Annotated in this window: 15 protein-coding genes; 4 read left to right on the top strand and 11 right to left on the bottom strand. The window is 67.2% G+C overall.

The annotated features are described in order from the left end of the window. Positions 1 to 10: 10 nt before the first annotated feature. Both ACWRN3_RS00560 and ACWRN3_RS00555 read left to right on the top strand, forming a co-directional pair. Positions 11 to 736, top strand: coding sequence for a hemerythrin domain-containing protein (locus ACWRN3_RS00560; RefSeq protein WP_476739589.1), 726 nt, complete (start codon positions 11 to 13; stop codon positions 734 to 736). 299 nt (positions 737 to 1035) lie between these two features. Further along, entirely contained in the window at positions 1036 to 2280 is a 1245-nt protein-coding gene (locus ACWRN3_RS00555) for a hypothetical protein (protein WP_476739588.1), read from the top strand. 65 nt (positions 2281 to 2345) lie between these two features. Here the strand turns inward: ACWRN3_RS00555 and ACWRN3_RS00550 are convergent, their stop codons facing one another. Then, positions 2346 to 3620 (bottom strand): S8 family serine peptidase, encoded by a 1275-nt coding sequence (locus ACWRN3_RS00550; RefSeq protein ID WP_476739587.1) that lies wholly within the window; start codon positions 3618 to 3620, stop codon positions 2346 to 2348. A 220-nt stretch (positions 3621 to 3840) separates the two neighbouring features. Between ACWRN3_RS00550 and ACWRN3_RS00545 the strand changes: the two genes are divergently transcribed. After that, positions 3841 to 5061 carry an MFS transporter gene (locus ACWRN3_RS00545; protein ID WP_476739586.1) on the top strand — a complete coding sequence of 407 codons (1221 nt, stop codon included), beginning with the start codon at positions 3841 to 3843 and terminating at the stop codon, positions 5059 to 5061. Between the two features lie 87 nt (positions 5062 to 5148). On the opposite strand, the gene ACWRN3_RS00540 is transcribed toward ACWRN3_RS00545, so the two are convergent. From ACWRN3_RS00540 to ACWRN3_RS00495, 10 genes are all read right to left on the bottom strand, one after another. Then, entirely contained in the window at positions 5149 to 5991 is an 843-nt protein-coding gene (locus ACWRN3_RS00540; protein ID WP_324644469.1) for an esterase/lipase family protein, read from the bottom strand. A gap of 395 nt (positions 5992 to 6386) precedes the next feature. Continuing rightward, positions 6387 to 7061 carry an SDR family NAD(P)-dependent oxidoreductase gene (locus ACWRN3_RS00535; RefSeq protein WP_476739585.1) on the bottom strand — a complete coding sequence of 225 codons (675 nt, stop codon included), beginning with the start codon at positions 7059 to 7061 and terminating at the stop codon, positions 6387 to 6389. Then, entirely contained in the window at positions 7058 to 8299 is a 1242-nt protein-coding gene (locus tag ACWRN3_RS00530; protein ID WP_476739584.1) for a sialidase family protein, read from the bottom strand. The genes ACWRN3_RS00535 and ACWRN3_RS00530 overlap by 4 nt, the downstream gene beginning before the upstream one ends. 2 nt (positions 8300 to 8301) lie before the next feature. Then, on the bottom strand, positions 8302 to 9096 hold the full coding sequence (locus ACWRN3_RS00525; protein WP_324644466.1) for an HpcH/HpaI aldolase family protein: 795 nt from the start codon (positions 9094 to 9096) through the stop codon (positions 8302 to 8304). 51 nt (positions 9097 to 9147) lie between these two features. After that, the gene (locus tag ACWRN3_RS00520; RefSeq protein ID WP_476739583.1) at positions 9148 to 10137 is read right to left on the bottom strand and encodes an aldo/keto reductase; all 990 of its coding nucleotides are present in this window, start codon (positions 10135 to 10137) and stop codon (positions 9148 to 9150) included. Between the two features lie 44 nt (positions 10138 to 10181). Then, positions 10182 to 11009 carry an ATP-binding cassette domain-containing protein gene (locus ACWRN3_RS00515; protein ID WP_324644464.1) on the bottom strand — a complete coding sequence of 276 codons (828 nt, stop codon included), beginning with the start codon at positions 11007 to 11009 and terminating at the stop codon, positions 10182 to 10184. After that, positions 11006 to 11920: an ABC transporter ATP-binding protein gene (locus ACWRN3_RS00510; protein WP_476739582.1), complete on the bottom strand. Its 915-nt coding sequence runs from the start codon at positions 11918 to 11920 to the stop codon at positions 11006 to 11008. Before ACWRN3_RS00510 ends, ACWRN3_RS00515 begins: the two co-directional genes overlap by 4 nt. A 1-nt stretch (position 11921) precedes the next feature. Continuing rightward, positions 11922 to 12851, bottom strand: a complete 930-nt coding sequence (locus tag ACWRN3_RS00505; protein ID WP_324644462.1) for an ABC transporter permease — start codon at positions 12849 to 12851, stop codon at positions 11922 to 11924. Further along, positions 12848 to 13783 (bottom strand): ABC transporter permease, encoded by a 936-nt coding sequence (locus ACWRN3_RS00500; RefSeq protein WP_476739581.1) that lies wholly within the window; start codon positions 13781 to 13783, stop codon positions 12848 to 12850. The genes ACWRN3_RS00505 and ACWRN3_RS00500 overlap by 4 nt, the downstream gene beginning before the upstream one ends. Before the next feature lie 3 nt (positions 13784 to 13786). Beyond that, positions 13787 to 15361, bottom strand: a complete 1575-nt coding sequence (locus tag ACWRN3_RS00495; RefSeq protein ID WP_476739580.1) for an ABC transporter substrate-binding protein — start codon at positions 15359 to 15361, stop codon at positions 13787 to 13789. A 191-nt stretch (positions 15362 to 15552) separates the two neighbouring features. On the opposite strand from ACWRN3_RS00495, the gene pdxA reads away from it, so the two are divergent. Continuing rightward, positions 15553 to 17922 (top strand): 4-hydroxythreonine-4-phosphate dehydrogenase PdxA, encoded by a 2370-nt coding sequence (gene pdxA, locus ACWRN3_RS00490; RefSeq protein ID WP_476739579.1) that lies wholly within the window; start codon positions 15553 to 15555, stop codon positions 17920 to 17922. Positions 17923 to 17954 lie beyond the last annotated feature (32 nt).

Genomic DNA, 17954 nt, shown 5'->3' with positions numbered 1-17954 from the left:
GGGGCCCACAATGACCGACTTCTTCACCATGCAGCCCGGCGAAACCGCGCCTCCCCTCCCGGCAGGACCGGTCCTGTGCACGGGGACCGCGGGCATGCGCCGCATCCACCGGTTCTTCCTTTGGGCGTATGGCGAGGCACCGGGCCTGGTCCGCTCCGCCGCGGCAGGCGACACGGACCGCACCGGTTACGTGGGCGAGGTTCTCGGAAACTTCGACAAGGTCCTCCATATCCACCATGAAGGGGAGGACCTCCTTATGTACCCGCAGCTCAAGGAGCGGGCACCGGCCTGCGCGCTGCACGTGGGGCAGATGCTGGAGCAGCATAGGCAGGTCATGCAGAGGCTCGAGGCCATTGAGCCGGTGCGCCTCAGCTGGATGCGAACGGCAAATGAGGAGTCTGCCACTGAACTCGCGGCCCGCTACGAGGACCTGTCCACTGTCCTCAACGTGCATCTGCGGCGCGAGGTCACCGAACTGATGCCGGTCGCGGACAGGCTGCTGACGGAGAAGGAAATGCAAGCGGCCGGCCAGCACGGCATCCAACAGCTCGACAAGAAATTCCTGGTGGGCTACCTCGGCATGGTGCTGGCCACCAATCCCCCGGCCGACCGGAAGGAACTGTTCAAGGAGATCCCTCCCCCGGTCCGGCTCGCGTACCGCCTGGTGGGGCGGCGGATGTACCGGAAGCAATACAGCATCCTGTTCCCGGGCCGTCCGGTGCCAGAGACGCTCTAGCTACACATTTGGCCTTTGGCTTGATGCCGGACCCTATTTGGCTCCCATTGCGACATCCGCTTCTAGCAGGCCGAGGATCTGAAGTCGATTAGGACGCGCCGCATCCAGTAAAATCTTTGGGTGGCTTTCCTCAAACCCTTAAACCGCCCTGCTGCCCTGCGCCCATTAGCACTTCTGCCGGTTGGGACGGCATGCTGATCGGGCGGCGCAGTTTTCTGCAGTGGATAGGGTTGGGCGCTTTAACCGCTGGCGTGCCGGGTGTCCTCACCCCTGCAAGCGATGCAGTCACAACCACTCCCGTGGAGCGTGACCCCTTCCTCGCCTACAGGAATGTCCGTTTCGTGGCCAGCGGAGGCAACGACGCGGACCCCGGCACAAAAGCGGCGCCCTGGCAAACCCTGGCGAGAGCCAGGGCTGCACTGGAAACCGGCGAGGTTGGCCGAGGCGACGCGGTGCTCCTGCGGCGCGGCGACGTGTTCGGGGGCTCAATCCAAATACCGGCCCCGCAGGGAACCACCGGCAGTTTCACGCTCGGCTCATACGGCAGCGGACCCTTGCCGCAGATCAACGGCTACAAGACAAGCACCGACGCGTGGACGCTGCACAGCCCCAATGTGTGGAAGCTCAACCTCACGGCCGGATCCGGACAATTCACCGGGAACACTGCCGGAACGTCGACGGATGTGGGTTTCCTCAAGGCCGGTGGCACCATCCACGGCTGGAAACGCTGGAGCCTGACCGACCTTGCACAGGACTGGGACTTCTACAGTGACGATACCTACGTCTACGTGAAAAGTGCGGCCTCCCCCGGCGCCGGCGTGGAGCTCGCCGTGAAGCAGGACGGCATCAGGCCTGCCTCCAACACCAACGTCTCGGACCTGCATGTGGTTGGCCACGGAGCGCACGGTGTCAACATCACCGCAACCCAAAACGCGCAGGTCACGGGCTGCCTGATCGAGGAGATCGGCGGGTCGCGGCTCTCGAAGACCGTCAGGTACGGGAACGGCGTCGAAATCTGGATTGGCTGTGCGAACGTCCTGGTCCAGGGCAACACGATCCGGCAGACCTATGACACCGCCACCACGATGCAGGGAAGCGTTCAGGGAAGCCACGTGGCGTGGACGGACTGCCGGTTCATCGGCAACACCATCCAGAACTGCAACCAGAGCCTTGAGATCTGGTCCAAGGGATCACCGGCACCGGGGACCGGACACATCCGGTGCGCCTTCACCGACAACGAATGCCACGACGCCGGCTTCTCCTGGGCTGCCAACATCCGGCCGGACCAGGCAGGCATGGGCACACACTTGCTGACCTATGACGTCCAGTTGCCCTGTGACGTGGAGATCACCCGGAACCGCTTCATCGGAGCAAAGGACAACTTTGTACGCTCCAGCGGCGCTGCCAGGCAGCTTCCGGCGGGTATCAAGACCCACGGGAACACCATTTCACTCAATAGCGGCCAAAAGATCGCCTTCATGAATCCGGAAACCATCGAGCAGCTTGACGCGTGGCGTTCGCGTACCGGCCGCGAACGGGTATAGCCCCCGGACGCGTCCGCTACGTCTCTTGCGCCACACCCAAGGGAGGGCAGGCCAGGCTGCCTCGCTCAGCACACGGGGGCGCCGACTGCCTTGCAGGCGTTCACCCGCCCATGGGCCCAGTAGGAACCCGTGCCGGGAATGGGGTCAGCCGAAGATTCCACTTTGGCGCGGACGGATGCGTTTGAGGTGCCCGATGGGGTGCTCCACACAAGTGCGGCAGTGGCAGCGGCAATGGGCGCGGCCATTGACGTGCCGCTGAGGATGTCGTAGCCCGGCGAAAGCTTGTTCTGCGTACCAAGGACGGACGTGTAGTTCGGGAGGGTCGAGTAGACCCGGACCCCCGGGGCAGCGACGTCCACCCACTTGCCGTACGTGGAGAAGGATGCCTTGGCGTCATTGTTGTCGGTTGCTGCTACTGCGATGACGTTCGGATAGGCGCCCGGGTAGACCTGGGCCTGGGTACCGGCGTTGCCGGCCGCGGCTACGATTACCACTCCCTGGTTCCAGGCGTTGTTCACGGCAGCTTCGAGGGTCCGTGACGACACCCGCTGGCCCAGGCTCATGTTGATGACCTTGGCACCCTTGCCGACGGCCCAGTCGATGCCCTTGGCAATGCCCGAGGAAGAGCCGGACCCGCTGCTGTTGAGGACTTTGGCGTCCAGGATGGAGCAGCCCGGGCATACACCTGCCACGCCCAGGGAGTTGTCCGCCGTGGCCGCCACGATGCCGGCCACGTGGGTGCCGTGGCCGTACTGGTCGTAATCCTCCGGGGCGAGGATCTGGGTGTCGCTGAAGTTTGCCCGGTCCACCACCTTGGATGAGATGTCCTCGTGGTTGATGGCAACCCCGGAATCGATGATGGCCACCCGGACGCCGGTTCCGTTGGTGACAGCCCACGCCTCGACGGCGTCCACATCGGCGTCGTTGGTGCCCGCGGCGACGGTTACCGTTCCGTCGGTGTTCGTGAAGGATTGGCCCGTGTTCTGCAGGGCGTACTGGCGGTCGAAGTACGGGTCGGCCGTGGCGGCGGTAACCAATTCGTCCGGTTCGGCGTACTCAACGGCGGAACTGCGGCCGAGCGCAGCCACGAGCTGCAGTTCCCTGCCCGCCGGCACTGTGATGAGGTGGGCGCCGGTGCTGCCTACCGCCGGGCCGTCCGTGAGCCCATGCTGGCCAAGGACCCCTGCAGCGGCGCTGTTGTCCCGGAATTTGACCAGGATTTGTCCCGGTACTGGCGAGGACGGCGAGGACGGCGCGGCGGCGTTCCCCGGGGCAGCCGCCGTTACGGCGCTGAGGACCAGGACCATCGCAGCCAGGGCTGCGGTAAGCATCTTTTTCATGGCTTATCTTGCGCCCCACGGGCCCCACCTGAATAGGCCTTGCCATAAGCAACTCTGGTAAGAGGAGTTTCGCCACCCGGTGTTCGCTAATCGAACATTTGTACGTTTAATGAACTTAACGGTAGCCTCCCTTCAGAAAGCATGCCGTGGATCACTCCCCCTGGTGACCGGGCTCGCATCGCGGCGTGCTGCTCCCGCTTCCCTGATCAAAGAGGATTACATGACTACGTCTCCTTCCACCCGCGCGTCACGCTGGCCGGTCTGGCTTTGCTGGCTGGCCATGGTCCTGGACGGCTTCGACCTGGTGGTGCTTGGCACCGTCATTCCCACACTCATCAAAACCGGCGAACTCGGCTTCGACGCGGTCGGCGCCACCCTGGCCGCAACCATCTCCCTCGTCGGCGTCGGGCTCGGCGCACTGTTCATTGCCCCGCTGTCGGACCGGTTCGGGCACCGCAAGCTGCTGGTTGCCTGCGTTCTGTGGTTCTCCATCTTCACCATCGCGGTGGTGTGGGCTCCCAACGTGGCTGTCTTCAGCACGTTCCGGCTGCTGGCCGGCCTGGGGCTGGGCGCCTGCCTTCCTGTCGCCCTGGCCTACATGAACGATTACGCACCCGCCGGATCTGCCGGCAAGTCGACCACCCGGACCATGACCGGCTACCACGCAGGTGCGGTGGCCACGGCCTTCCTGGCGCTGATGGTCATCCCGGACTGGCGCACTATGTTCGTGGTGGGCGGCATCGCGGGCCTGGCCCTGGTGCCCCTCCTCTGGTTCAAGCTCCCCGAGACCCTGCCGGCGGAGCGGAACGCCAAGCGGCAGGAGAAGGCCGGTGTCCGCGACCTGGCCAAGAAGCCGTATCCCCTGGTGGCCCTGGCCATCGCTGCCGCCTCGTTCATGGGGCTCCTGCTGGTCTACGGCCTGAACACCTGGCTGCCGCAGCTCATGGCTTCCGCCGGCTATCCCGTCAGCGCAGGCATCTCACTGCTCCTGGTGCTGAACCTTGGCGCCGTTGCCGGCCTCATCATCGCCGGCATCCTGGCGGACAAGCACGGCACCAAGCGGATCGTGCTGCTCTGGTTCGGCCTGTCCGCCGTCTGCCTTGCCCTCCTCAGCGTCAAGGTTGACAACGCCATCCTGCTCAACGCCCTGGTCTTCGTCACGGGAGTGTTCGTCTTCAGCTCCCAGGTGCTCGTGTATGCCTGGGTCAGCCAGCTGTTCCCGGCCCGGCTGCGCGCCACCGCCCTCGGTTTCGCCGCCGGCGTGGGCCGCGTGGGAGCCATCGCCGGACCTGCCGTGACCGGCGGCCTGGTTGCCGCCGGCATCGCCTACCCGTGGGGCTTCTACGCGTTCGCCGCCGCCGGCGCGCTGGCCGTCGTGGCGCTCGTGACGGTACCGCACACCATTGCCGCCACGCAGCCGATGCAGGAGCGCAGCAACTGACGCCACCTGCCCGGCGCCTCAGACAATGACGACGGCGGGAGGCCGACTCTGGAAGCCGGCCTCCCGCCGTCGTACTGCTTTTACGTCCTAAATGCAGGCGGGCTGGTAGGCGGGATCCGCCGGACCCGACGCCTGGGCCAGGGCGTTACCCACAAGCTGGTGCACCACGGGATCGTTCGGCGTCTGGTCGTGCTCGAAGACGTCGGCCGGGCACTTGTCCTGGATGGTGATGTTGGTGACCTGCCGTGCGGAGCCGTTCAGGAACTGGCTGTTGTACGGGATTACCACCTCATCGTGGATGGTGGAGATGACCGTGTAGGCCGGGCCGGCGACAGTATCGCCGATGGAGTTGAGCTCCTGCATGAAGGGCGAACCGGCCTGCTGGTCCGCGCAGGCCGCACAGCCTGCCGCGGTGTAGTCGGGCGTGGGAAGCAGGTCCGGCGGCGGAAGGATCACGCCTTCGGTGCCGTGGTTGGACGGTGCGATGCCGACAAGCTGATGGACGTACTTGGCCCCGCCCAGGAAGCCCATGTAGTAGCGGGGCATCATGCCGCCCTGGCTGTGGCCCACCAGGTTCACCTGCTTGGCACCGGTGGCGCCACGGACAGCATCAACGAACGGGGCCAGCTCCTTCGCGGAATCCTTGACCGGCGCCGTGGCGTACACCCCGTTCGTTTCGCCGTAGTTGAGGGCGAAGACGCAGTACCCCTGGCTCTTGAGGTACGGCGACAGCGTGGACCAGTTCTTCTCCATGCTCTCGAAAGTCCCCGGCACCAGGACCACCGGATACGGGTGCTCGGCCGACGGCTTGCAGGACCAGTCGTTGGCTCCGGGTGGGGACACGTCGACGGCCTGGGCGGGAGCGGCCATCAATGAGGAGGCGAGGACTGCGGCAGCGGATATGGACAGGGCCCGGCTAAGGAATGACATGGAAACCTCTTTGTTCGACTGTCTATGGGAAGCCGGGGCTGATGGCCTTGGGGGTGACCATCAGTTCCGGCCGAGGTTTCCATGCTGGCAGTGCTGCTGCTCCAGCGCAGCGGAAGTGCACGAACGTGCGGCCAAAACCCGGGCTCAACAGCACGAGCCGCCGCGGCAACTGTGACGCACGGCACACTCGTTGTTACTGGTGAGTAGCAAATTCTGGGCCTCCCGGCGGCGGGACAAGCGATCACGGGTGTTTGCACGAACGTGCAGTTTCGCCGGCGACGCCGAAGACGCCGGAACGGTGCCGGATCGCCGCTCCGTTCCGGCGTCCCGGCACCGTTCCGGCGTCCCGGCACCGTTCCGGCGAACTCGGGGGCTCCCGGGGTCACGAGGGAGCTTCAGAGGGAGGCGCCGCCGCAGATCACGTAGTTCTGGCCCGTGATGGACTTGCCGTGCGGGCCCAGCAGGAACGCGGCCAGGGCGGCCACGTCCTCCGGGTCCACCAACGCACCGAGGGCCGGCAGCTTCACCGGCGTGGCGGCCCGGCCGGGGTCGTTCAGCATCGGGGTGTCGGTGGGTCCCGGGGAGAGGACGTTGACCGTGATCCCCCGCGGTGCCAGTTCCTGTGCCCACGTCCGGCCCAGTCCCATCAGCGCAGCCTTCGTCGCCGCGTAGTGGCTCTTGCCCGTCATGCCCGTGGAGGTGCGGCTGCCCAGCAGGACGATCCGGCCGCCGTCGGGCATGGTGGGCACCAACTCGTTGGCCAGCACGGAGGCCGCCGCCACGTGGACGGTGAACATGCCCTGCAGTGCCGCCGTATCGAGGTCACCCAGGTGCGCGGTCCGCTGGAATCCGGCTGCGTGGACCAGGGCGTCGGCTGGCTCCAGCCCGGAAACCAGCGCAGCGAGCGAGTCCGGCTCAGACAGGTCGGCATGCAGCCACTCGAATTTCCCCTCTAAAGAAGACTCGGTGCGGCTCAGCCCTGTCACGCGCCATCCGTCGGCCAGCAGCCGCACAGCGATGGCTTTGCCGATCCCCGAACTCGTGCCGGTGACCACCGCGTGCTTGGTCATGCGTCCCCGCCGGGAGTGGTGCTGCCCTCGTACGCCCACTGCGGGTCAACCCGGACGAACTTGATGGCCTGCCGGAAATACGTGTACGCGATGTTCAGTGCACCGTCGGGGCCCTGGTGGATGGACGGGTAGGAGTATTCGCGGTTGAGCCCGTCGCGGGAGTTGTTGGACAGGCAGTACCCGTCCCCCACGTCCAGGTTGCGGCGGATGGGCCAGGAGCGGCCCGAGTCCTCGGAGATGGCCAGGGTCATCGGCGAGCGCGGCGTGCCCCAGAAGGCGCGTTTGACGCCGTCGTCCGCGGGGAAAGCGGAGGCGTCCGGTTCGGCCACCTGCCCTTGTTCGTCGGCCAGGCCGTCGTCGTCAATCTCGTCGTACAGCGACAGGCGGCGTTCGGTGCCCTCCGACGCCCGGCTGTGGTTGTAGACCAGGGCCAGGCGGCCGTCCGTCAAAGCAACAAACTGGATGGACGAGTTGTTGTTGGGCAGCTCGGTGGGGACGGGCTCGCTCCAGGTGGAGCCGTCGTCGGTGGAGCGGGACTCGTAGATGGAATCGGCCCAGCGGCTGCGGAACAGGGCCAGCAGCGAGCCGTCGGCCACGGGCTGGATGTTCATGTGGACGCAGCCCAGGCTGCCGGGCAGGACGTGCTCGGTCCAGGTGGCGCCGGCGTCGTCAGAGATCATCACGGCGCTGTCGTCGCTGTTGCCCACCCACTTCTCCCCCGGCGTGGTGATGCAGCGGAAGATGGGGATGATCAGCCGGCCGGACGGGAGCACCACGGGCAGCTGGCGGACGAACACGCCGCCGGTCTCGTTGGCGGGAAACAGCGCTTCGACGTCGCCCCAGGTGCGGCCGCTGTCCAGGGACATACGACGGCGGACCTCGGCCGTGTCCTGGTTGCCCGCCTTCTGCGCGGTGTACAGCAGCCACAGGGCCCCATCGGTGTTGGTGAAGAGGATAGGGTTCTGCTCGGAGCGGGTCGAGTCGTCCGAAAGCTGGACGGCGTCCGACCACTGCGTGCTGCCAGGTTCCAGGGTGGAGAACCAAATGGAGATGTCCGGCACGCCTTCCTGGGTGCCGCCGAACCAGACGCAGCCCAGCCGGCCGTCCGGGAGGGTGAGCAGGTTGGCGGCATGGCTCTGCACGGTGGGCGCGGGCAGGTAGGCGAAGTCGGCGCCGTCGGCCGTCTTGACCACCCCGTCCGGGGTGATGGTGCTGTAGATGTCCGTGGTGGTGGTCATGGTTACTGGCCTTCCTTGGTTCCGGCAGCGGAGCGGGCGGCGTCGAGGTGGGACTTGGCGATCTGTTCCAGGTGCGTCAGGTCCGAGGCGACCGTGGTGAACGTGTAGCCCTGCTTCAGGCGCTGCGCCGCGACGGTCCCGGCGGGTGTGTGGATGCCGGCGGCGATTCCAGCGGAAGCGGCGGCCTCGGCGACCGTTTCCAGCGCGGCGTTGAATTCGGCGTCGACGGCGGGATCCCCGGGGAACGCTCCGCCCACCGCGATGCAGAGGTCGGAGGGGCCGACGTAGATGCCGTCCAGGCCGGGCGTGGCGCAGATTTCCTTGACGTTGGCCAGCCCCTCGGGCGTCTCGATCATGGCGAACACCAGGGTGGCGGCGTTGGCCTCGGCGGGGACGGGGCCGATCCGCAAGGCAGAGCGCATCGGGCCGTAAGAGCGGCCGCCCAGCGGCGGATATTTTGCGGCGGCCACGGCGGCGGCGGCGTCCTCAGCGTTGTTGATGAGCGGGACGATGACACCCACCGCCCCGGCGTCCAAAGCCTTGCCGACGGCGGTGAAGTCGTTGGCTTCCACCCGGACCATGCCGACGGCGGTGTGCCCGGCGTCGATGGCCATCAACCCGTTGAGGACGCCCGAGTAGCCCAGCAGGCCGTGCTGCGCGTCCAAAGCAACGTAGTCGTAGCCAAGCCGGCCGATGCGTTCAGTGGCCACGGGAGCGTCCAGCACCGCCCAGTAGCCCACCGCCTGCTCACGGGCGCGGATCTTGCGGGCGAATTCGAGGGCCAGTTGGGAAGTCATCAGGGTCCTTCAGGTGTCGGTTCAGTCAGTCGGTTCAGGTAACGAGTACGGTCAGCGGTTGTAGGCGGGCATCGGGCCGCGCAGCGAGGTGCCCACGGCGTCGCAGGCTTCCACGACGTCGGCCGGCAGCGGTCCATTGGCCACGGCGGCGATGTTGGCACGCAGCTGTTCCACCTTGGACCCGCCCAGCAGCATCGAGCCCACGCCGTCCCGGTAGGCGAGCCAGCGCAGGGACAGTTCCGCCAGGGAAAACCCAGCGTCAGAGGCGATGCGGGAGAGCTCGCCGATCGCGTCGAACAGCTGCTTGTCCCAGTACCGCTGCGTGTACATGGCGGCCAGCTTGGAGTCGCCGTAGCGGCCCTCGGTGGGCTTGGCGTCGAAGCTGTGCTTGCCGGTGAGCAGGCCGCCACCGAGCGGGTTGTATACCATGGTGTGCACGTTGTGGGTGGCGGCGAACTCGAGGTATTCCTCCTCCAGCCGGCGGGCCACCAGGTTGTAGAGCTGCTGCGCGACGACGGGCCGCGGCGCCCCCACGTCACGCGCGGTGTGGATGACGTCGGCGATCTGCCAGGCAGCGAAGTTGGACACGCCCAGCGCGCCGATCTTCCCTTCTTCAACCAGCGAGGCAACGGTGGACAGCGTTTCGGCAAGCGGGGTGGCCCGGTCCGGCTGGTGCAGGTAGAACAGGTCGATGCTGTCCACGCCCAACCTGCGCAGGCTGCCCTCCACGCTGGCCCGCAGGCCAGCCGCTGACAACGGCGCATTGGAGCCGTGGTCTGCGTGCGGCATGCCGGCTTTGGAAGCCAGGATGACGTCGTCGCGCTTTCCCTTCAAAAGCCGGGAGAGCATCTCCTCGGTGACTCCCCCGACGTAGGCGTTGGCGGTGTCGATGGTGGTGATGCCGGCGGCGAGCGCTTCCTCGACCATCCGCCCGGCGGTGGCCTCGTCCGCGGTGTCGCCGAAGGTCATGGTTCCCAGGACCAGCCGGGAGATGGGGAGTTTTAGGCCGTCCACCTGGGTGCCTTGGGGCTGCGTGCTCATGCGTTGGTTCCTCGTGGTTGCGTTCGTCATTGAGTCAGGAAGAATCAGGAGTTGGACAGGGCCAGGGAGCGGACGATGTGCCGCGGCTTCAGGCCGGTCATGGTGGAGGGGTCCAGGGCCGCGCGGCGAAGCTTGCGGGTGTAGTCCTCCTTGGGGGCAGTCAGGACGGACGCGGTGGTGCCGTGTTCCACCAGCTTGCCGCGCTGCATCACCATGACGGTATCGCTGATCTCCTGCACCACACCAAGGTTGTGCGAGATGAACACGTAGGTGATGCCGGTGTCATCCTGGATGGACTTCAGCAGCCGCAGCACCTGCGCCTGCACGGAGACGTCCAGGGCGCTGGTGGCTTCGTCGCAGACCAGCAGTTCGGGCTTGGAGGCGAGCGCCCGGGCAATCCCGATGCGCTGGCGCTGGCCGCCGGAGAACTCCCCCGGGTGCTTGTCCAGGGACCGGACGGGCAGGCCCACCTGGTCGATCAGCGTGGCGGCCGCCTTGTGCCGTTCGGCCTTGGAGCGGATGCCCTGCAGCTTGAGGGGTTCGGCCACGATTTCCTGTGCGGTCATGTGCGGGTCCAGCGAGCCGTACGGGTCCTGGAACACCATCTGGAACTTGGAGCGCAGGGGCCGGAGCTTGGCCTCGCTCATGGACGCGATGTCCGTGCCGTCCAGGTTGATGGAGCCGCTGGTGGGGGTCACCAGCCGCATGAGCGCCTTGGCAATGGTGGATTTGCCACAGCCGGATTCACCCACGACGGCGATCGTCTTGCCTTTGTCCACAGAGAAGGAGACGTCGTCCACGGCCCGGAACGTGCCGCCGGGGACGTGGTAGTCCACCACCAGGTGGTCGACGGCGAGGAACGGCTCGGTCATGGCTTTGCTCCGGTCTGGGTGAGGGCTGGGTCAGGGGTGGCTGGGGAATTGCCCGCGGCGCGGCGGCCGGTGGTTGCGGGCGTCTCGTCCCACGGCCCCAGCACCGGTACGGCGGCCAGCAGGGTCTGCGTGTATTCGGTGGCGGGGTGGTCCACGATCTGCTGGACCTCGCCGGATTCCACGAACGAGCCGTCCTTCATCACGTGGATGCGGTCCGAGATGAGCCGGGCCACGCCGAGGTCGTGCGTGATCATCAGGATGCCGATGCCTCGCTGTTCCTGCAGTTCCAGCAGCAGGTCCAGGATGCCGCCCTGCACGGTGACGTCCAGGGCCGACGTCGGCTCGTCCGCCACGAGCAGCTGCGGCTCGCTGGCCAGCGCGATGGCGATCAGCACGCGCTGGAGCATGCCGCCGGAGAGCTGGTGCGGGTACTTCTTCAGCTGCTTCTCCGGCGTGGGGATGTGCACCTGTTCCAGCAGCCGCACGGCCCGGGCCTGCAGCGCGCCCTTGTCCTTGGCGGACGCGGCACCGGCGATCCGGATTGCCTCGAACAGCTGGCTGCCGATCGAGTGGACCGGGCTCAGCGCCGTCATCGGGTCCTGCGGGATCAGCGCCAGGGTCTTGCCGCGCACCTTGTCGATGGCTTTGGGGTCAGCGGAGATGTCGACGCCGTCAATCAGCACGGTGCCGGACAGCACCGCCAGGTCCTCGGGCAGCAGGCGGAGGATGCCCATCGCCGTCGTCGACTTTCCTGAACCTGACTCGCCGATGATGGTGACCGTTTCGCCCCGGTGGATGCTGAAGCTGACGGAGTTAACGGCCCGGATGATGCCGGCGTCGGTGATCAGCTCCACCTGGAAGTCGCGGACCTCCAGCAGCGGCTGCTCGGTGAATGTGGGGGAAGCAGACATGTCAGGCACCCTTCTTCTTGCGGCGGGGACGGTCGCGGAGGCCGTCGCCCAGCAGGTTGACGCCCACCACCATGAGCACGATCACCAGGCCGGGCAGGGTGACCATCCACCAGGAGGTAGTGATGTAGGCCTGGCCGTCGGAGATGATGCGGCCCCAGGTGGCGAAGGGCCGCTGCGGGCCGGCGCCCAGGAAGGACAGCGCGGATTCGAGCAGCACGGCCTGGGCCAGCAGGAGCAGCACCACCAGGGTTGCCTGCTTGATGACGTTGGGGATGATGTGCTGGATCAGAATCTGGATGCGGTGCAGGCCCAGGATCCGGGCGGCGGAGACGTACGGCTTTTCGCGTTCCACCAGCACCATGGAGCGGGTGAGGCGGGCAACTTCGGGCCATTGGGCGATGGCGATCACGAAGGTGATGACGGGGATGGACGGGCCGAAAAGGGCCACCACCAGCAGCAGCATCATCAGCAGCGGCAGGGACATCTGGGCTTCGAGGAGGCGGGAGATGATGGTGTCCACCCAGCCGCCGAAGTAGCCGGCGGCGGAGCCCAGGATGACGCCGATGGCGCCGGAGACCAGGACGGCCAGCAGGCCGATGGTCAGCGAGACCTGGCCGCCGTGCAGCACGCGGGAGAGCAGGTCGCGGCCCAGCTGGTCGGTGCCGAACAGGTGCCCGTCGGTAAGCGGCGGCAGGCGCCGGGCGGCGAGGTCCTGGAAGTTGGCGTCCGGCAGCGGGAGCACGTTGGCCAGGATGATCGGGATGATCACCAGCAGGGTGCAGATGGTGCCGACGATCAGCTTCCACTGGGCTGCTTTGCGGCGGCGGGTGGCGCCTGCCTTGGCGATGTCCGCCTTGGTGACGGCGGAGGGGCTGGGCTGCTTTGCTTGCGCGCCGGAAGACGCTGCGGGGGTTGCGGTGTCGAGGCTCATGCTGTGGCCGCCTTTCCAAGACGAACGCGGGGATCAAGGAGCGGGTAGGCGAGGTCGATGAGCAGCTGGACTGCCACGGCCAGCAGCGCGGTGATGAGGACGGTTGCCTGGATGAGGGGGTAGTCGCGGGTTTCGAGGGCCCGCACGATCAGGGAGCCGACGCCGGGCCAGGCGAACACCACTTCCACCACCACCACGCCGTTGAGCATCGCGGCGAACCGGGTGCCCAGGGCGGTGAAGACGGGGATGGCGGAGTTGCCCATGGCGTAGCGCCAGGTGAGGACGGAGTTGCGGACGCCGCGGGAGCGGGCCACCGTGAGGTACGGGGCGGCGAAGTTGGCGGTCATTTCGCGCCGGACCATGCGGGAGATCAGGGCGATCTGCAGGATGGCGATGGTGACCGTGGGCAGGACCAGGCCGCCCCAGGTGGCGAAGCCGGAGGCCGGGAAGATGGGGATCAGCACGGCGAAGCCGGTGAGCAGCATGATGCCGGTCCAGAAGTCGGGCATGGACTGCCCGGCGATGGTGAGCACGTTGACGCCGAATTCGCGGCCGGTGTCCGGGCGGCGGGCCATCCACACACCCAGCGGGATGGCGACGACGGCGGTCAGCAGGATTGCCGAGGTTGCCAGGGTCAGGGTGTAGGGCAGCCGTTCGAAGACCACCTGCATGGCGGGGGCCTGGAAGGAGTAGGACTGGCCCAGGTTGCCGGTGAACAGCTGCTGGAGGAAGATCCAGTACTGCTCCAGCAGGGGCTTGTCCAGGCCGAACTGTTCGCGCACCTTGGCGAGCTGTTCGGTGGTGGCCAGGGGCCCGGCGTAGGAGACGGCGGGGTCGCCCGGGGCCATGCGGATGAGGATGAACACGGTGGACACCGTAAGGAACACGGTCAGCAGGCCCTGTCCCACGCGTTTGAGGATGTAGTTCGTCATGGCTTAGGCCTCCAGCCGGACATCAACGAGGGGGTAGGAGTTGGTGGGTGCCAGGTTGATCCCGGACACCCGGTTCCGGTGGGCCAGGACGGACTTGGGGACAAACGCCCAGGCGCAGGGCCAGGTGTCCCAGACCGCCTGTTGGGCGTCGTTCAGCAGTTGCGTCCTTCGGACCGGGTCCGCTTCGGCGGACGCTGCCTGGATCTTGGCGGCCACCTCGGGAATCACGTAGCCCTGGTAGGTGTCGCGGGTGGCTTCCTTTTCGGGGGTGCCCGCGTACATGCCCTGCAGCATGGTGATGGCCAGGCCGGTGGGGCTGGGGTAGCCGTTGGCCAGCAGGTCCCAGTCGCCCTGTTTGCCCTGGCGCCAGGCCATGATGTTGCCGCCGGGTTCGAACTGCTGCAGCTCGGCCTTGACGCCGATCTTGGCGAACATTTCCACCAGGGCTTCCATCACGGAGGTGTCGGAGGCGAACTCGCCGGTTTCCCAGATGATCTTGATGGTCAGGTCCTTGACGCCGAGTTCGGCGAGGGTGGACTTGGCCTTTTCGGGATCGTAAACGTACTCGCCGGTCTTGTGGTATCCGGTGAGGCTGGACGGGGTGACACCTTCGGCCTGGGTGACCGAGTCCACCAGCACGTCCTTGACCAGGGACTTGCCGTCGATGGCCATGCTGAGGGCCTGGCGCACGCGCGGATCGGCCAGCGGGTGGCCGGCGGGCTTGCGGAAGTTGAAGAAGATCTGGTTCAGGCGGAGGCTGGACGCTTCCTGGAGCGTGACGCCGGGAAGTCCCGCGAGCTGCGAGCGGGAGTCCGGGGTGATGGAGTCGATGACGTCCACCTCGCCGCTGCGCAGGGCGATGACGCGGCTGGATTCCTCGGGGAGGAACCGGACTTCCACGTTGTCGATGTGCGGTGCGGGGCCCCAGTAGTTCTTGTTGCGTTCCAGGCTGTAGGTGCCGGCGCCGCGGTTGTACTTGGTGACCATGTAGGGGCCGGTGCCCAGGCCTTCCTGCAGTTCCTCCGGCTTGTTCTGCGCGGCCGGGGTTATCAGGATCATGCTCATGAGCGAGTCCAGGATGGGGACGGGCTTCTTGGTGACCATCCTGAAGGTGCGCTCGTCCACGGGGACAACCTCGGGGAATTCGGGGAAGAAGCCGGCCACGAACGAGCCCTGCACCTGCTTGTACATCTTCAGGGCGGTGGCTACGTCGTCGATCTTCACGGGGCTGTTGTCCGAGTAGCGGATGCCCTCGCGGAGGCGGACGGTCCATTCGGTGGGGCCGGTCATTTCGAAGCGTTCGGCCAGGACCAGGACGGGCTTGGTTTCGGGTCCGATGGCGGTGAGTCCCTGGCGGACGGAGCGCTGCACGGTGACGGCGGCGTCGAACTGGTTGAGCTTGTTGTCCAGGCTGACCAGTGAGCGGTTGAGGGCCAGGGTCAGGGTGCTGGGGCCCGGGAGGCCGGTGGGTCCGGCGCAGCCGGCCAGGCTTCCGGTGCCCAGCAAGAACCCGGCGGCCGCGCCGAACTGCAGCAGGCGGCGGCGGGAAATCTCACTTCCTTGAGGAAGAACGGTCATCGTTGACCTCTCGGTAGGTTGGGGTGGCGGGCGGCCGGAGTGGCTGCGCCGAATGTTGTGTCCATCACTTTGCCACTCCTGCGCAATTCGCGCAACCCCTCTAGCGTGATTCGCGCAATCGTGTCATGATGTTGGAAAGCTTCCCGCACTTGCCGCGGGATTCCAGCCGACTACCGAGCGAGAGGAGCAACGTGGCTTCCGTATTTGTGCAGGCCGACGATTTCTCCGGCGCCGCCGAGGTTGGCTACTGCTTTGTGGAGCACGGACTGTCCGCGCAGCTCCTCTTGGGCACGGGTACTGCTGCGGGAACGCACGACGGCGGCGCCTCCTGTGCGGCGCAGGCCACCGACGTAGTGGTCGCTGATACCCACACCCGGGGACTGTCGGCGGCCTCGGCCGGGGCACTGGTCGAGGATGCCTTCTCCAGTACCGACGCCGTGGGCGCTCACGTGATGTTCAAGAAGATGGACTCCCTGTGGCGCGGCAACATCAGCGCTGAGACCGCCGCGCTGGCGGGCCTCGGCTTCCACGTTGTAGTTGCCGGGGCACTCCCCCAGCTGCAGCGCACAGTGCGCGCCGGCCGTCCTTGCGTTGCCGGCTCTCCCCTGGCGGAAACGGACCTGTGGCAGGCGGAGGCCTCGGCCCCGCCGGCGGACGTACCGTCGCTGCTCCGCCCGGAGGACCCGGAGACCGTGCAGTCCCTGGACCTGATGGCGGTGCGGTCAAGCAGAGTGCTGTCCCGCCTGTCCGCACTGCTGGACGGCCGGCCCGCGCTGGTGGTGGCCGACGGTGAAACCACCGCGGACCTGGAGCACGTGGTCGACGCGCTCCTGGAGCTGGACTTCCAGGCCGGCGGCCGCCGCATCGTGCTGGTGGGAACCGGCGGGGCGGCTGATGTCCTGGCGCGGCGCCTCGGAGCTCAACTTGCGCGGAATGCGCAAGTTGTGGCAACGGCTGGCGGAACCACCGCGGAACCGCTGGATGCCGCACGGCCGGTGCTCGCCGTCGTCGGCTCCGCTTCCAGGACTGCGCAGGCGCAGCTGGCCAAGCTTGAGGCGCGCGGCTTTGAAGTGGTCCGGCTCCATCCCCTGTATGCAGGTGCTTCCGGCGCCTATGCGACGCAGCTCGAGGAAACCACGGAGGCGCTCAGGGCCGGCCGGAACGTGGCCGTCACCCTGGCCGCCGCCAAGGTGGACCCCGCGAAAGCCCTGACCATTGTGCAGGCCCTGTCCACCTTCGCCAAGCAGGCCGCGAAGGCCGCCCCGGCTGACCTGATCCTCACCGGCGGTGAGACGGCGCGGGAAGTCCTGGACGCCGTCGGCCGCTCCAGCCTGGTGCCGCTCGCAGCGGTGCAGCACGGGGCCGTGCTGAGCCGGGCCGACGACGGGACGCTGGTGGGCACCAAGCCCGGCAGCTTCGGCGATGACCTGGCCCTCCTGCAGCTGTATGACGAAATCCGGGAGCGCCGCGGCCACGCCGCACCGGCTCCCGCCCCCACCCTTCCCCGCACGACTTCCGAAGAATCTGGAGCAACAATGACTGACTCAGCAACCAACCAGCCACTCCCCTACGTGGCCGTGACCATGGGCGACGGCGCCGGGGTGGGCCCGGAGGTGGTGGTGGCCGCGGTGCTGGATCCGCAGAGCAACGCCGAGTGCCGGCCCGTGGTGATCGGTGATGCGCTGCGGCTGCGGCAGGCTGCGGACATCCTGGGGATCGACGCGGACATCCGGGCGATCGAGGACGTGGAGGACGCGGTGTTCTCGCCGGGCCGGGTGAACGTGATCGACCTGGCGCTGCTGCCGGAGGACCTGCCGTGGGGGCAGCTCTCCCCCGTGGCCGGGCACGCCGCCTACGAGTACATCCGGGTGGCCAGCGAGCTGGCGATGGCCGGGAAGGTGCAGGCCATCTGCACCGCGCCGCTGAACAAGGAGGCGCTGCACGCCGCGGGGCACATCTTCCCCGGGCACACCGAGCTGCTCGCGCACCTGACGGGCACCGACGAAGTGTCCATGATGCTGTCCACGCCCAAGATCCGGGTGATCCACGTGACCACGCACATCGGACTGATGGACGCGATCCGGAAGATCAACCCGGACCTGGTGGAGCGGACCATCCGCCGCGGCCATGAGGCGCTGGTGCGGGCGGGCATCCCCAACCCGAAGATCGGGGTGTGCGCCATCAACCCGCACGCGGGCGAGAACGGGCTGTTCGGGCAGGGCGAGGAAGCGGAGAAGATCGAGCCGGGCGTGAAGGCGGCGCAGGCGGACGGGATCAACGCGGTGGGCCCGCTGCCGGCGGACACGCTGTTCTTCCTGGCCGGCCGGGGCGATTACGACCTGGTGGTGGCCATGTACCACGACCAGGGGCACGGGCCGGTGAAGGTGCTGGGCATCGAGGCCGGCGTGAACATCACGGTGGGCCTGCCCGTGATCCGCACGTCCGTGGACCATGGCACCGCGTTCGACATTGCCGGCAAGGCCATCGCCGATTCCCGGTCCATGGTGGAGGCGCTGCACCAGGCGGCGGAGATGGCCACCCGGCCGTCCGTGGCCGTGTAGGTCACGGGTTTGCTTGGGGGCCGGAACTAGCA

This window comes from Pseudarthrobacter sp. rb (genome assembly GCF_056389225.1).
Note: the sequence above shows the minus strand (reverse complement) of the source record. Positions and strands in the feature narration are given on the sequence as shown.

Excerpts from the sequence above, each read along its gene's own strand:
- ACWRN3_RS00510 (WP_476739582.1), bottom strand. The coding sequence starts at position 11,920 with ATGTCTGCTTCCCCCACATTCACCGAGCAGCCGCTGCTGGAGGTCCGC.
- ACWRN3_RS00525 (WP_324644466.1), bottom strand. The coding sequence starts at position 9,096 with ATGACTTCCCAACTGGCCCTCGAATTCGCCCGCAAGATCCGCGCCCGT.
- ACWRN3_RS00540 (WP_324644469.1), bottom strand. The coding sequence starts at position 5,991 with ATGTCATTCCTTAGCCGGGCCCTGTCCATATCCGCTGCCGCAGTCCTC.
- ACWRN3_RS00550 (WP_476739587.1), bottom strand. The coding sequence starts at position 3,620 with ATGAAAAAGATGCTTACCGCAGCCCTGGCTGCGATGGTCCTGGTCCTC.
- ACWRN3_RS00495 (WP_476739580.1), bottom strand. The coding sequence starts at position 15,361 with ATGACCGTTCTTCCTCAAGGAAGTGAGATTTCCCGCCGCCGCCTGCTG.
- ACWRN3_RS00535 (WP_476739585.1), bottom strand. The coding sequence starts at position 7,061 with ATGACCAAGCACGCGGTGGTCACCGGCACGAGTTCGGGGATCGGCAAA.
- ACWRN3_RS00530 (WP_476739584.1), bottom strand. The coding sequence starts at position 8,299 with ATGACCACCACCACGGACATCTACAGCACCATCACCCCGGACGGGGTG.
- ACWRN3_RS00520 (WP_476739583.1), bottom strand. The coding sequence starts at position 10,137 with ATGAGCACGCAGCCCCAAGGCACCCAGGTGGACGGCCTAAAACTCCCC.
- ACWRN3_RS00515 (WP_324644464.1), bottom strand. The coding sequence starts at position 11,009 with ATGACCGAGCCGTTCCTCGCCGTCGACCACCTGGTGGTGGACTACCAC.
- ACWRN3_RS00505 (WP_324644462.1), bottom strand. The coding sequence starts at position 12,851 with ATGAGCCTCGACACCGCAACCCCCGCAGCGTCTTCCGGCGCGCAAGCA.
- ACWRN3_RS00545 (WP_476739586.1), top strand. The coding sequence starts at position 3,841 with ATGACTACGTCTCCTTCCACCCGCGCGTCACGCTGGCCGGTCTGGCTT.
- ACWRN3_RS00560 (WP_476739589.1), top strand. The coding sequence starts at position 11 with ATGACCGACTTCTTCACCATGCAGCCCGGCGAAACCGCGCCTCCCCTC.
- ACWRN3_RS00500 (WP_476739581.1), bottom strand. The coding sequence starts at position 13,783 with ATGACGAACTACATCCTCAAACGCGTGGGACAGGGCCTGCTGACCGTG.